Here is a 13,112-nt window from a genome sequence, read left to right as displayed (position 1 = left end):
CGACGATCACCGCCAAGTTCTGCAAGGCGGCGCCCGAGACGTTCAGCCATGTCATCGTGGCGATCGGGATCGTTCCCAACACCGAGGAGATCGGGCTGGAGAAGCTCGGCGTGAAGACCGACCGTGGGCATATCGTCAATGACGCTTATGGTCGGACCAATGTGAAGGGGCTGTGGGCGATTGGCGACGTCGCCGGCGCGCCCTGGCTGGCGCACAAGGCCAGCCATGAAGGGATCATCGCCGTGGAGACCATCGCCGGCGAAAAGGTCCACGGGATGGACAAGGATGCCATCCCCGGCTGCACCTATTCACGGCCGCAGGTGGCCAGCGTCGGCATGACCGAGGCCAAGGCGCGCGAGGCCGGCTACAAGGTGAAGGTCGGCAAGTTCCCCTTCATCGGCAATGGCAAGGCGATTGCGCTGGGCGAGGCCGAGGGCTTTGTGAAGACGGTGTTCGACGAGGCGACGGGCGCGCTGCTGGGCGCGCACATGGTCGGCGCCGAGGTGACCGAGCTGATCCAGGGCTATGTGATCGCTCGCCAGCTGGAGACCACCGAGGCCGAGCTGATGCACACGGTGTTCCCGCATCCGACGCTGTCCGAGATGATGCACGAGAGCGTGCTCGATGCCTATGGGCGGGCGCTCCACTATTAAGCGGGCCTGATTGTCGCTGCGGCAGAGTCGGCCGGTTGGCAGCCCGGCGGTGAAGGAGTATCGAGGCGCCATGAACGAGATACTGCCCGTGGGAGAGACCACGCCGCGCGTGCGCAAGCCGGACTGGCTGCGGGTGCGCGCGCCGACCAGCCTGGCGTTTTCGGAGACGCGGGCGCTGATGCGCCGGCTGAAGCTGAATACCGTCTGTGAGGAAGCGGCCTGCCCCAATATCGGCGAGTGCTGGAGCCAGAAGCACGCGACGGTGATGATCCTCGGCGACACCTGCACGCGGGCCTGCGCCTTCTGCAACGTCAAGACCGGGATGCCGGGGCCGGTGGACCGCGATGAGCCGGCGCATGTGGCGGAAGCCGCCGCGGCGCTGGGGCTCGAGCATATCGTCATCACCTCGGTCGACCGCGATGACCTGCCGGACGGCGGCGCGAGCCAGTTCGTCAAGGTGATCCAGGCGCTGCGGGCGTCCTCGCCGGCAACGACGATCGAAATTCTCACGCCGGACTTCCGCAACAAGATGGACCGGGCCGTAGAGGCGATCGTCGCGGCCGGGCCGGACGTCTACAACCATAATCTGGAGACGGTGCCACGGCTCTATCCGACGATCCGGCCGGGCGCGCGCTATTATCATTCGCTGCGGCTGCTCGACCGGGTCAAGGCGCTGAGCCCGCGCATCTTCACCAAGTCCGGCGTGATGGTCGGGCTGGGCGAGACGGGGCAGGAGCTCCACCAGGTCTGGGATGACATGCGCTCGGCCGGTGTCGACTTCCTGACCGTGGGGCAATATCTGCAGCCGACGCCGCGCCATGCGCCGCTGGTCGAGTTCGTCACGCCGCAGAGCTTCCAGGCCTATGCCGCGGTGGCGCGGTCCAAGGGCTTCCTGCAGGTGGCGGCGAGCCCGCTGACGCGCTCCAGCTACCACGCCGGGCGGGATTTTGCCGAGATGCAGGCGAAGCGCAATGCCGAGGCGGCGCGCAAGTCAGCGGTGGGCGGGGCAGCGGTGGCCGGGGCGGGAGCTGCCTAGGTGCCCAAGCACAGCGAGACCCGGTTCCTGCCGTTCTCGGCCTCGCAGATGTTCGATCTGGTCGCCGATATCGATCGCTATCCGGAATTCCTGCCCTGGGTGCAGGCGCTGCGGGTGAAGGCGCGGGACGGCGAGGTGGTGACCGCCGACATGATCGTCGGCTTCAAGATGGTGCGCGAGCGGTTCACCAGCCGGGTGACGCTGGTGCGTCCGGACCGGATCACGGTCAATTATATCTCGGGGCCGCTGAAGTATCTGCAGAACGACTGGACGTTCCGCGATGTGGCGGGCGGCTGCGAGATCGATTTTCTGGTCGACTTCGAGTTCCAGAACAAGATGTTCGAGCGGCTGGCCGGGATGTTCTTCGGCGAGGCGCTGCGGCGGATGGTCGGCGCCTTCGAGACGCGGGCCAAGGTGCTTTACGGGGCCTCGGCGCCGGGCATCAGCAAGTCGAGCGCCACCAGCGCCGCCTGACGCCGGATTTCCGACCGGCCGAGATCGCCGAAGTGGCGGACATCGGCGGTGACCTTGTCCGGATTGCCGTCCCGCTCGGCGCGGGCGAAGACGACAGTGCCGACGGGCTTCTTGTCGCTGCCGCCGCCGGGGCCGGCGATGCCGGTGATGGCGACGGCGACATCGGCCTTGCTGTGCTCCAGCGCGCCCTGCGCCATCGCCCAGGCGACCGCGATGGAGACGGCGCCGAAGGTCTGCAAAATGTCCTGGTTGACGCCGATCGATTCGAGCTTGGCGTCGTTCGAATAGGTGACGAAGCCGCGTTCGAAGACATCGGAGGCGCCGGCGATCTCCGTCAATGCGGCGGCAACGAGGCCGCCAGTGCAGCTTTCGGCGGTGACGATGCAGCGGCCGGCGGCGCGATTGGCGGCGAGCACCTGTTCGGCGCGGGCAAGGAGTTCGGGATCCATGGCGCTGCCTTTAGGCGGGAAGCCGGACGCTGGCCATGGCCTGTGCGGCGAGGCCTTCCGATCTTCCGGTGAAGCCGAGCGTTTCGGTGGTGGTGGCCTTGATGCTGACCTGGTCGGGGGCGAGGCCGAGGATGGTGGCAACGCGGGCCTGCATGGCGGCGCGGTGCGGGCCGATCTTCGGGCGCTCGCAGATCAGCGTCAGGTCGACGAAATCGATGACGCCGCCGCGGGCGCGGACGAGCTCGGCGGCATGGGCGAGGAAACGGTGGGAGGCGGCGCCTTTCCACTGCGGGTCGGAGGGGGGGAAATGGTCGCCGATGTCGCCGGCGGCGATGGTGCCGAGCAGCGCATCGGTGAGGGCATGGAGGCCGGCATCGGCGTCCGAATGGCCGATGAGGCCATGGCTGTGCGGGATGCGGACGCCGCACAGCCAGACATGGTCGCCGGGGCCGAAGGCATGGACATCGAAGCCAGCGGCGGCGCGGGGGATATATTGGCTCATGGCAGACACAAAATCCTGGGGTTCGGTGAGCTTGAAGGCGCGGGCATCCCCGGGCGTGATGGCGACCCGGAGGCCGGCGGCGAGCGCGATGCCGAGCTCGTCGGTGGCGCCCGGCGGGGCGGCGCGGTGGGCGGCGAGCAGGGCGGGGTAACGGAAGGCCTGGGGGGTCTGGACGCGCCAGAGGTTCTCACGGTCGACGCTGTCGGTAAAGTGGCCTGACCCGCGGCGCAGGCTGTCGATGACCGGCAGGGCAGGGACGGCGCCGTGGTTGGCGGGGTTTTCAAGCGCGGCGAACAGCGCGTCGAGCAGGGCAGGGGGGACGAAGGCGCGGGCCGCATCATGGACGAGGACGAGGTCGGGCGGCGTATCCTCAAGCGCTTCGAGGCCGGCGCGGGCGCTGTCCTGGCGGGTGGCGCCGCCGGAAATCGGCGCGGGCAGGCTGAGGCCGTCGATGGCGGCGTCGTAAAGGGCACGGTCGTCCGGGTGGATGACGACGCGGATGTCGGTGATCGCCGGGTGAGCGGCGAGATGGTCGATGGCGTGGCGAAGCAGCGGCTTGCCGGCGACGGCGCGATATTGCTTGGGCAGGCCGGCGCCGGCGCGGTGGCCACGGCCGGCGGCGACGATGAGAGCGGTGGTACGCATCGGTCTGGCCTTAGTCCGGCTTGGGGCGCGGCGGAAGGGCGGACTTGTTCTTTGCCTAAATTTCAGGCAGGCGGGACCCATGCTGAAACCGATCGATATTGGGCCGGTGCGGGTGGCGGTGCCGGTAGTGCTGGCGCCGATGACCGGGGTCACCGACAGGCCGTTCCGGACGCTGGTCAAGCGCTACGGCGCCGGGCTGACGGTGACCGAGATGATCGCCAGCGAGGCGATGATCCGCGAGACCCGGCAGAGCCTGCAGAAGGCGGCCTGGGACCCGAGCGAGGACCCGGTGACGATGCAGCTGGCCGGCTGTGAGCCGGGGCGGATGGCCGAGGCGGCGAAGCTCAACGAGCAGCGCGGCGCGGCGATCATCGACATCAACATGGGCTGCCCGGTGAAAAAGGTGGTGAATGGCCATGCCGGCTCGGCGCTGATGCGCGACCTGCCGCTCGCTGCCCGGCTGATCGAGGCGACGGTAAAGGCGGTCAGCGTCCCGGTGACGGTGAAGATGCGGATGGGCTGGGACCATCAGAGCCTCAACGCGCCCGAGCTGGCGCATATCGCCGAGGATCTGGGCGCAAGGCTGATCACAGTCCACGGGCGGACCCGGTGCCAGCTCTATTCGGGCGTGGCCGACTGGAACTATGTGGCGCAGGTGAAGGCGGCGGTGCGGCTGCCGGTGATCGTCAACGGCGATATCTGCTCGGTGGCCGATGCCGAGACGGCGCGCGCGCAATCAGGCGCCGATGGCGTGATGATCGGGCGCGGCGCCTATGGCCGGCCATGGCTGATTGGCCAGGTGATGGCGGCGCTGACCGGACGGCCGGTGCCGGGCGATCCTGGGCTCGCCGAGCAGCATGCGCTGGTGCGCGAGCATTATGCGATGATGATGGACCTCTATGGGCCACAAGTCGGCGTCGGCGTGGCCCGCAAACATCTCGGCTGGTATACCAAAGGGCTGCACGACAGCGCGGCCTTCCGCTTCGAAGTCAACAAGTTGAACGATCCGGTTCAAGTGGTTTCGATGATCGATCGCTTCTACGAGGGCCTGTTGCGTTCCGAACTGATGGCGGCGTGATGGCCGGTGCCGGTGAGCTGCTGGCCGGGCTGGCGGTGCCGGCGCTGCTGGTGGCGCCGGACGGCGGGATTAGCATGGCCAATCTGGCGGCGGAGACGCTGCTCAACACCAGCCAGCCGGCGCTGGCGGAGCGCGGTTGGGAAGCGGCTTTTGCCGGCGATGCAACCGTGCCGGCGCTGATCGACCGGGCGCGGCGCGAGGACAGCAGCTGTGCGGCCTATGATGTCGAACTGGCGCTGGCGTTCGGCCGGCCGGTGCGGGTCGATGTGCTGATCAACCAGGTCGCCGAGGCGCCGGGCTGGCTGGCAGTTGCTTTTCAGTCCCGGTCAGTGGCGACGATGGTCGATCGTCAGGCGCAGCAGCAGGGTGCGGCGCGGTCCGCCGAGGGCGTGGCGCAGATGCTGGCCCATGAGATCAAGAACCCCTTGTCAGGCATCAGGGGTGCGGCGCAATTGCTGTCCAGCGAGGGGGTCGGGGCCGAGGACCGCGACGAGCTGACGATGCTGATCGTCAACGAGGTCGACCGGATCGCCAAGCTGGTCGACCGGCTGGAGAGCTTCACCGACACCCGCCCGGTGACGCTGCGGCCGGAGAATATCCATGAGTTGCTCGGCCATGTGCGGCGGGTAGCGGCGCGGGGCTTTGCCCAGGGGATGCGGATTCGCGAGCGCTATGACCCGTCGCTGCCGCTGGTGGCGGCGAACCGCGATGCGATGATCCAGGTCTTCATGAACTTGTTGAAGAACGCGGCCGAAGCCACCGGAGAGGGTGGCGAAATCGGCATTTCGACATCGTTCCGCCCGGGGCTGAAGGTGCGGCCGGCGGGGGGCGGCGAAGTGGTGTCGCTGCCGCTCGAGGTGCGGGTGACCGACAATGGGCCGGGGTTGCCCGAGGCGATCGCCGACCATGTATTCAAGCCGTTCGTCACGTCCAAGCCCGGGGGATCGGGGCTGGGGCTGGCGCTGGTGGCGAAGATCGTCGCCGATCATGGGGGCGTGGTGGAATATGAACGGAACATGGCGATGAAGCAGACGATTTTCCGCATCCTGTTGCCGGTGGCGTCATGAGCGCCACGGTGATCGTCGCCGACGATGACGCGGCGATCCGGATGGTGGTCCGCCAGGCGCTGCAGCGCGCCGGTCATCTCGTCCAGCTGACCGGGACCGGCAAGGGCTTGCGCGAGCTGGTGGCGCAAGGCGTCGGCGATGTGGTGATCACCGATGTGATCCTGCCCGATGCCAATGGCTTGCAGCTGATCCCGGAGCTTCTGGAGATGCGGCCGGGGCTCAAGGTGATCGTCATTTCGGCGCAGAACACGCTGGCTACCGCCGTGCGGGCGACTGAGCAGGGAGCGTTCGATTATCTGCCAAAACCGTTCGATCTTAATCATTTGGTGGATATTATTGGCGAGGCGCTTGAAGTCGGGGGCGAGGCCGAGGCCGGCGATCTGGGCAGCGATGACAGTGCGCTGGTCGGGCGGTCGCCGGCGATGCAGGAGGTGTATCGGCTGGTGGCGCGGGTGGTGCCGAACGACCTGACCGTGATGATCCTCGGCGAGAGCGGTACCGGCAAAGAGCTGGTGGCGCATGCCATCCATGATCTCGGCGCGCGGCGGGACAAGCCGTTCGTGGCGCTCAACATGGCGGCGATTCCGCGCGAGCTGATCGAAAGCGAGTTGTTCGGCCATGAGCGCGGGGCCTTTACCGGCGCGGCGGCGCGGGTGGCCGGGAAATTCGAGCAGGCGCAGGGCGGCACGCTGTTTCTCGACGAGATCGGCGACATGCCGCTCGATGCGCAGACGCGGCTGCTGCGGGTGCTGCAGACCGGTGAGTATACGAGCGTCGGCGGATCGCGGGCGCAGCGCGCCGATGTGCGGATCGTCACGGCAACCAACCAGGATCTGCTGGCGCTGACCACGCAGGGGCGGTTCCGCGAGGATCTCTACTATCGGTTGAACGTGGTGCCGCTGGCGCTGCCGCCGCTGCGGGCGCGGATCGAGGATGTGCCGGCGCTGGCCCGGCATTTCCTGGCGCGCGCCGCCGCCGAGGGGCTGCCGCGCAAGGCGCTCGACGCGCAGGCGCTGAAGGTGCTGCAGGGGCATCACTGGCCGGGCAATGTCCGCGAGCTGGAGAATCTGATGCGGCGGCTGGCGGCACTGGAACGGGCCGAGACGATCGGCGCGACGGCGGTGGCGGCCGGGCTGGGCGGCGTCGCGACCGGCTTTCCGGCGGCCTCGGCGGCGGCGCCGGCATCGGCGCCGGCGGCGGACAACCTGGCTGCGGCGGCGGCCGTGCATATCGACCACTATTTTGCCGGCTTCGGTTCGGCCCTGCCGCCCGAGGGCGTTTATGACCGGCTGCTGGCCGAGGTCGAGCGGCCGCTGCTGCGGGCCTGCCTGGCGGCAACCGGCGGCAACCAACTGAAAGCGGCGCGGCTGCTGGGGCTTAATCGCAACACTTTGCGCAAGAAGCTCAACGAGTTGAAGATCGATGCGCTGAGCGAACGGAACGGCTGACCACCGTCTGTCGCACTGTTGCAACAACTGTGTTCCTATGGCCACGAATATCGCTTAGACCATGCAGTGATGGATCAGCTTTCGGGTCTGAAGAGTGCGCCGAGGAGCCGGTTTGCCTGGTGGCAGCGGCGGTGGCGGCGCATGCAGCGCCGGGGCGTGCTGACCAATCTTTATCCGCGCCTTGAAATCATTGCGGCCGCGCTGACGATCATCATGGGATGGTCCAGCTACGCCTTGCTGACCGGGCAGGCGGCGCCGGCCAACGGCGTATCGCCGCCGATGGTGACGCTGCTGGTGGTGGCGAATTTGCTGCCGCTGATGGTGCTGGTGGTGCTGATGGCGCGGCGGGTGGCGCTGCTGCTGGCCAACCGGCGGCGCGGACTGGCGGGCGCGCAGCTGCATGTGCGGTTGGTGGCGCTGTTTGCCGGGATTGCCGCGGTGCCGACAGTGTTGGTCGTGATCTTCGCCTCGCTGCTGTTCCAGTTCGGCGTGCAATTCTGGTTTTCGGACCGGGTGAAGACCATTCTCGAAGGGTCGAACCAGGTGGCGCAGGCCTATGTCGAGGAAAACCGGCAGCGGGTCGCCGATGATATCGTGGCGATGGCCAGCGATGTGTCCAATTATGCGCGCGATTTCGGCGCCGGCAGCGACCTGTTCTCCAAGGGCCTGCAGTTCCAGGTGGCGGCGCGCAACCTGAGCGAGGCGGCGGTGTTCGAGCTGGCCGGCGGCAGGCCGCGGGCGCTGGCGCTGAACGGGCTGGATGCGACGGCCTTGTCGTCGCGACTGGCGCGGCTGCCGGGCGGGCAGGGGGCGCTGGGGTCGGGCGGGCCGATCATCATGACCCGGGCCGGGGACCGGATTGAAGGCGTGGTGGCGATTGACGGGCTGCGCGGCGGCTATGTCTATGTCAGCCGCAAGGTCGACCCGGCAGTGCTGGCGCGGGCCGACCGGGCGGCGGGGGCGCTCGATGAATATCGCTCGCTGGTCGAGCGGTCGCGGGTGATGCAGCTGCGCTTCAACCTGGTGCTGATCGCGGTCAGCGTGCTGACACTGGCGGTGGCGATGTGGTTCGCGCTGTGGCTGGCGAACCGGCTGGTGACGCCGATTGCCCGGCTGGCGCTGGCGGCGGAGCGGGTGGGGGCGGGCGACCTCGATGCGCGGGTGCCGGTGGGGCGCTCGCATGACGAGATCGGCACGCTGGCGCGTGCCTTCAACCGGATGACCGGGCAGTTGAAAACCCAGCAGACGGCGCTGCTCGGCGCCAACCAGCAGCTCGACCGGCGGCGGCGGTTTACCGAGGCCGTGCTGTCTGGCGTGTCGGCGGGCGTGATGTCGATTGATGGCCGGGGGGTGATCAAGACCGCCAACCGCTCGGCGGCCGCGTTGCTGGAGGCTACCGAGGTGGCACTGGTCGGCGGCGCGCTTTCGGAGGCCGTACCCGAGATGGCGCCGTTGCTGGCGGTGGCGCAGGAGCGCGGCGATGCGGCCGGGCAGGTGCGGATCGCGCGCGGGGCGGAGACGCAGACGCTGTCGGTGCGGATTGCGCCGGACACGATTGCCGAGGGCGGCGAGATCGGCGGCTATGTGCTGACCTTCGATGATATCACCGCGCAGCTGGCGGACCAGCGCCGGGCCGCGTGGTCGGATGTGGCGCGGCGGATTGCCCATGAGATCAAGAATCCGCTGACGCCGATCCAGCTGGCGGCCGAGCGGTTGCAGCGGCGCTTTGGCAAGCAGATCCATGAGGATAGCGAGACCTATGCCGAGCTGACCGGCACCATCGTCCGGCAGGTCCGCGACCTGCACCGGATGGTCAACGAGTTTTCGGATTTTGCCCGGCTGCCACGGCCGGTGTTCGCGCCCGAGACGCTCGAACAGATCGTCCGCCAGGCCGTGGTGCTGCAGGAGGTAGCCTATCCGCAGATCGTCTTTGCGGTGGACGGCGCCACCCATGGCCCGTTGGTCTGCGACGCACAGCAGCTGGGAAGAATGTTCATCAACCTGTTGAAAAATGCCGCTGAAGCGGTGACCGCCCGGCTGGAGCGGGAGCAGGGGCTGGGTGAATGCGGGCGGATCGAGATCCGCATCGACGATGAGACCGAGGTGGTGCGGGTGACGGTCAGCGACAATGGCGTGGGCCTGCCGGTGGAAAGCCGCGAGCGGCTGACCGAACCCTATGTGACGACGCGGGCGCGCGGCACCGGGCTGGGGCTGGCGATCGTCAAGAAGATCGTCGAGGACCATGGCGGGGTTCTGGAACTCGAGGATGCGCCGGGCGGCGGCGCGCGGGTGCGGGTGCGACTTTCACGCAGCCTGATGGTGGCGGATCAGCTGTCGTCGGCGCGCAGTGCGGCGGAATAAGGAAGAACAAGAATGGCGCTCGATATCCTGATTGTTGATGATGAAGCCGATATTCGCGAGATGATTGCCGGCGTGCTCGGCGACGAGGGCTATGGCACGCGCACCGCCGGGGACAGCGATGCGGCGCTGGCGGCGCTGTCCGAGCGGCGGCCATCGCTGATCGTGCTCGATGTGTGGTTGCAGGGATCGCAGCTCGACGGGATTGAACTACTCGACGTGATCAAGCAGCGCGATCCGACGCTGCCGGTGGTGATCATCTCCGGCCATGGCAATATCGAAACGGCGGTCGCGGCGATCAAGCGCGGCGCCTATGACTTCATCGAGAAGCCGTTCCAGGCCGAGCAGCTGCTGCTGGTGGTGGCGCGGGCGACCGAAACCGAGCGGCTGAAGCGCGAATACGAGGCGCTGAAGGAGAAGGTCGGGTTCGAGACCGAGCTGAACGGCTCGTCGCCGCAGATCAATGCGGTGCGGGCGACGCTCAAGCGGGTGGCGGCGACCGGGTCGCGGGTGCTGATCTCGGGGCCGGCGGGATCAGGCAAGGAGGTAGCGGCCCGGCTACTGCACAATTGGTCGCCGCGTGAACGGGCGCCTTTCGTGGTGGTCAGCGCGGCGCGGATGACGCCGGAGCGGGTCGAGGAAGCGCTGTTCGGGGTGGAGGAGGGGGGGCATGTCGTCCGCTCCGGGCTGTTCGAGCAGGCGCATGGCGGCACGCTGTTTCTGGACGATGTGTCGGACATGCCGATGCCGACCCAGGCCAAGGTGTTGCGAGTGCTGACCGAACAGATTTTCCAGCGGGTGGGCGGCGCGCGCTGGGTGCGGGTCGATGTGCGGGTGGTCAGCGCCACGTCGCGTGACCTGACGGCCGAGATTGCGGCAGGGCGGTTCCGCGAGGACCTTTATTACCGGCTGAACGTCGTGCCGGTGCGGTTGCCCCCGCTGTCCGAGCGGCGGGAGGATATTGTCGAGCTGGTCCAGTATTTCCTGGCGCGCTATGCAGCCGAGCGGCGGGTGCCGGCGCCTGTGCTCAACGACGATGCGATGGCGGCGCTGCAGACCTATGACTGGCCGGGCAATGTCCGGCAGCTGCGCAATGTCGTCGAGCGGACGCTGATCCTGGCGCCGAGCGAGCAGATCGGCACGATCGGGCTCGACATGCTGCCGCCGGAGATATCGGCGGAGCCGGGCAAGCTGGTGCCGGGGCAGGCGGCGCGCTCGATCATGGGGACGCCGCTGCGGGAGGCACGCGAGGCGTTCGAGCGCGAATATCTGCGCGCGCAGGTGCGGCGCTTTTCCGGCAATATCTCGCGGACGGCGGCGTTCATCGGCATGGAGCGATCGGCGCTGCACCGGAAGCTCAAGGCGCTGGGGCTGAGCGACGAACCCGGCGACGAGGACGGCGAGGCCGGCTGAGAATTTTTGAGCCGCCATTGAGACTTGGCCGCAGGCATCTTATTGTCTGTTCATGGTCGGCAGTTCAGCCAGTCCATGCCTCGCGGAGGTCGCGCTCCGTCAACAACGAAAGTGAAACGATATGGCCGATCGTGCGAACAACTTGCAGGATGTGTTCCTGAATACCGTGCGCAAGACCAAGACGCCGGTGACGATGTTCCTGGTGAACGGGGTGAAGCTGCAGGGTGTGATTACCTGGTTCGACAATTTCTCGGTGCTGTTGCGCCGCGACGGGCATTCGCAGCTCGTCTACAAGCATGCGATCTCGACCGTGATGCCGGCGGCGCCGTTGCAGCTGTTCGAGGGCGAAAAGGGCGACGAAAGCGAGGACGATTGAGTATTTCCGATAACAGCGACGCGGGTTCCGGGCATGTCTGGGACCCGCATCGCGGGCTGAGGCTCGGCGCGCCGGCGATGGTGGTGCTGCCGGTGCGCGAAGGCCGCGGCGGCGCCTCGATCCGGGCGCCCGAAGCGCGGCTGACCGAAGCCGAGGGGCTGGCGCGGGCGATCCGGCTTGAAGTGGTCCATAGCGAGATCGTGCGACTGCGCACGGCGAGCGCCGGGCATCTGTTCGGCAAGGGACAGATCGAGCGGCTGGCGGCAGCAGTGGCAGCGCATGAGGTCGAGCTGGTGGTGATCGACGGCGTCGTGTCGCCGATCCAGCAGCGGAACCTTGAAAAGGGGCTCGGCGCCAAGGTCATCGACCGGACCGGGCTGATCCTCGAGATCTTCGGCGAGCGGGCCTCGACGCGGGAAGGCACGCTGCAGGTCGAGCTGGCGCATCTCCAATATCAGGCCAGCCGGCTGGTGCGGAGCTGGACCCACCTCGAACGCCAGCGCGGCGGCTTCGGCTTCATGGGCGGCCCGGGCGAAAGCCAGATCGAGACCGACCGGCGGCTGATCCGCGACCGGATCGTGCGGCTGAAGAACGAGCTGGAGGATGTGCTGCGGACTCGCGCGCTCCACCGGCGGCAGCGGCAGAAGGCGCCCTGGCCGGTGGTGGCGCTGGTCGGCTATACCAATGCCGGCAAGTCGACGCTGTTCAACCGGCTGACCGGCGCGGAAGTGCGCGCCGAGGACCTGCTGTTCGCGACGCTCGACCCGACGATGCGGGCGATCAGCCTGCCGGGGCATGACAAGGTGGTGCTGTCCGATACCGTCGGCTTCGTTTCGGACCTGCCGACGCAGCTGGTCGCGGCCTTCCGGGCGACTCTGGAGGAGGTGACCGAAGCCGATCTGATCGTCCATGTCCGCGACATCAGCCATCCCGACACCGAGGCGCAGGCCGCCGACGTCGCCAAGGTGCTGACCGATCTGGGGCTGGTGGACGATGAGAACCGGGTGCAGATATTGACGGTTTTCAACAAGATCGACGCGCTCGATGCCGATGCCCGTGAAGCGGTGACGGCGCGGGCAGGGCATGACGCGGTGGCGGTCTCGGCGCTGACCGGGGACGGCATCGAGGCGCTGTGCGAGCAGATGGCGGTGCTGTTGCGGGCGGGGTCGCGCGTCCATGACATCCATCTGACGCATGGCGACGGGCGCAAGCTGGCGTGGTTGCATCAGCATGGCGAAGTGGTGGCGCGGGCCGACGAAAGTGAGGGTTTGGCCTTGAAAGTTAGGCTCAGCGACGTGGATCATGCGCGGTTCGTGGCGCTTTAATCCTCTTTAAAGTCAATATCTTTTTCGGCTTTCTTCACATTGGTCCAGAGCTTCTCCTGATCGTCGAGGGAGAGGGTGGGGAAGGCGGGGCCGGCGGCGGTTTCCATGGCGCGGAAACGGCGCTCGAACTTGTCGTTGCCGGCGCGCAGCGCGGCTTCGGCATCGATGCCGTGGTGGCGGAGCAGGTTAACGGTGGCGAAGAGCAGGTCGCCGGCTTCTTCGAGGCGATTTTCGGGGGTGGGGGCGGTGGTGAATTCGTCAAGCTCTTCGATCAGCTTGGCGTGGACG

The 13,112-nt window shown here is 67.7% G+C and carries 11 protein-coding genes and 2 pseudogenes; 10 read left to right on the top strand and 3 right to left on the bottom strand.

All coding sequences use genetic code 11. From position 1 onward, the window contains the following. The 3 genes from ACTIFJ_RS13380 to ACTIFJ_RS13370 all read left to right on the top strand — a co-directional run. Positions 1-653 (top strand): FAD-dependent oxidoreductase (locus ACTIFJ_RS13380; protein ID WP_439534611.1); only part of this gene is annotated, 653 nt, incomplete at its 5' end. A 70-nt stretch (positions 654-723) separates the two neighbouring features. Beyond that, positions 724-1,689: a lipoyl synthase gene (gene lipA / locus ACTIFJ_RS13375; protein ID WP_439534610.1), complete on the top strand. Its 966-nt coding sequence runs from the start codon at positions 724-726 to the stop codon at positions 1,687-1,689. Then, entirely contained in the window at positions 1,690-2,163 is a 474-nt protein-coding gene (locus ACTIFJ_RS13370; protein ID WP_439534609.1) for a type II toxin-antitoxin system RatA family toxin, read from the top strand. It begins immediately after the preceding gene. Here the strand turns inward: ACTIFJ_RS13370 and ACTIFJ_RS13365 are convergent. Both ACTIFJ_RS13365 and ACTIFJ_RS13360 read right to left on the bottom strand, forming a co-directional pair. After that, entirely contained in the window at positions 2,109-2,612 is a 504-nt protein-coding gene (locus ACTIFJ_RS13365) for a CinA family protein (RefSeq protein ID WP_439534608.1), read from the bottom strand. The two genes, ACTIFJ_RS13370 and ACTIFJ_RS13365, sit on opposite strands and share 55 nt — an antisense overlap. 10 nt (positions 2,613-2,622) lie before the next feature. After that, the gene (locus ACTIFJ_RS13360; RefSeq protein WP_439534607.1) at positions 2,623-3,759 is read right to left on the bottom strand and encodes a bifunctional 2-C-methyl-D-erythritol 4-phosphate cytidylyltransferase/2-C-methyl-D-erythritol 2,4-cyclodiphosphate synthase; all 1,137 of its coding nucleotides are present in this window, start codon (positions 3,757-3,759) and stop codon (positions 2,623-2,625) included. 79 nt (positions 3,760-3,838) lie between these two features. On the opposite strand from ACTIFJ_RS13360, the gene dusB reads away from it, so the two are divergent. The 7 genes and pseudogenes from dusB to hflX all read left to right on the top strand — a co-directional run bounded on the left by dusB (position 3,839) and on the right by hflX (position 12,824). Then, entirely contained in the window at positions 3,839-4,837 is a 999-nt protein-coding gene (gene dusB / locus ACTIFJ_RS13355) for a tRNA dihydrouridine synthase DusB (protein WP_439534606.1), read from the top strand. Beyond that, positions 4,837-5,904, top strand: coding sequence for a two-component system sensor histidine kinase NtrB (locus tag ACTIFJ_RS13350; RefSeq protein WP_439534605.1), 1,068 nt, complete (start codon positions 4,837-4,839; stop codon positions 5,902-5,904). The genes dusB and ACTIFJ_RS13350 overlap by 1 nt, the downstream gene beginning before the upstream one ends. After that, positions 5,901-7,352 carry a nitrogen regulation protein NR(I) gene (ntrC, locus tag ACTIFJ_RS13345; RefSeq protein WP_439534604.1) on the top strand — a complete coding sequence of 484 codons (1,452 nt, stop codon included), beginning with the start codon at positions 5,901-5,903 and terminating at the stop codon, positions 7,350-7,352. Before ACTIFJ_RS13350 ends, ntrC begins: the two co-directional genes overlap by 4 nt. Positions 7,353-7,421: 69 nt before the next feature. Further along, positions 7,422-9,713, top strand: coding sequence for an ATP-binding protein (locus tag ACTIFJ_RS13340; protein ID WP_439534603.1), 2,292 nt, complete (start codon positions 7,422-7,424; stop codon positions 9,711-9,713). A gap of 12 nt (positions 9,714-9,725) precedes the next feature. After that, positions 9,726-11,123 (top strand): nitrogen assimilation response regulator NtrX, encoded by a 1,398-nt coding sequence (gene ntrX, locus ACTIFJ_RS13335; RefSeq protein WP_439534602.1) that lies wholly within the window; start codon positions 9,726-9,728, stop codon positions 11,121-11,123. A 121-nt stretch (positions 11,124-11,244) separates the two neighbouring features. Beyond that, positions 11,245-11,484: pseudogene (gene hfq, locus ACTIFJ_RS13330) on the top strand (RNA chaperone Hfq); the annotation flags it as partial. A gap of 92 nt (positions 11,485-11,576) precedes the next feature. After that, on the top strand, positions 11,577-12,824 hold the full coding sequence (hflX, locus tag ACTIFJ_RS13325; protein ID WP_439534612.1) for a GTPase HflX: 1,248 nt from the start codon (positions 11,577-11,579) through the stop codon (positions 12,822-12,824). Here hflX and mazG read toward each other — a convergent pair. Beyond that, a pseudogene (gene mazG / locus ACTIFJ_RS13320) lies at positions 12,821-13,112 on the bottom strand (nucleoside triphosphate pyrophosphohydrolase); the annotation flags it as partial. The gene hflX and the pseudogene mazG overlap by 4 nt on opposite strands.

The sequence above is a fragment of the Polymorphobacter sp. genome, assembly GCF_051860865.1.
Classification (GTDB): domain Bacteria; phylum Pseudomonadota; class Alphaproteobacteria; order Sphingomonadales; family Sphingomonadaceae; genus Sandarakinorhabdus.
The sequence above is the reverse complement of the archived record's forward strand: the minus strand, read 5'-3'. Positions and strand labels throughout refer to the sequence as shown.

What these genes read in the sequence shown, in the direction of transcription:
- lipA (WP_439534610.1), top strand. Translation starts at nt 724, where the DNA reads ATGAACGAGATACTGCCCGTGGGAGAGACCACGCCGCGCGTGCGCAAG.
- ACTIFJ_RS13365 (WP_439534608.1), bottom strand. Translation starts at nt 2,612, where the DNA reads ATGGATCCCGAACTCCTTGCCCGCGCCGAACAGGTGCTCGCCGCCAAT.
- ACTIFJ_RS13360 (WP_439534607.1), bottom strand. Translation starts at nt 3,759, where the DNA reads ATGCGTACCACCGCTCTCATCGTCGCCGCCGGCCGTGGCCACCGCGCC.
- dusB (WP_439534606.1), top strand. Translation starts at nt 3,839, where the DNA reads ATGCTGAAACCGATCGATATTGGGCCGGTGCGGGTGGCGGTGCCGGTA.
- ACTIFJ_RS13350 (WP_439534605.1), top strand. Translation starts at nt 4,837, where the DNA reads ATGGCCGGTGCCGGTGAGCTGCTGGCCGGGCTGGCGGTGCCGGCGCTG.
- ntrC (WP_439534604.1), top strand. Translation starts at nt 5,901, where the DNA reads ATGAGCGCCACGGTGATCGTCGCCGACGATGACGCGGCGATCCGGATG.
- ACTIFJ_RS13340 (WP_439534603.1), top strand. Translation starts at nt 7,422, where the DNA reads ATGGATCAGCTTTCGGGTCTGAAGAGTGCGCCGAGGAGCCGGTTTGCC.
- ntrX (WP_439534602.1), top strand. Translation starts at nt 9,726, where the DNA reads ATGGCGCTCGATATCCTGATTGTTGATGATGAAGCCGATATTCGCGAG.
- hflX (WP_439534612.1), top strand. Translation starts at nt 11,577, where the DNA reads ATGGTGGTGCTGCCGGTGCGCGAAGGCCGCGGCGGCGCCTCGATCCGG.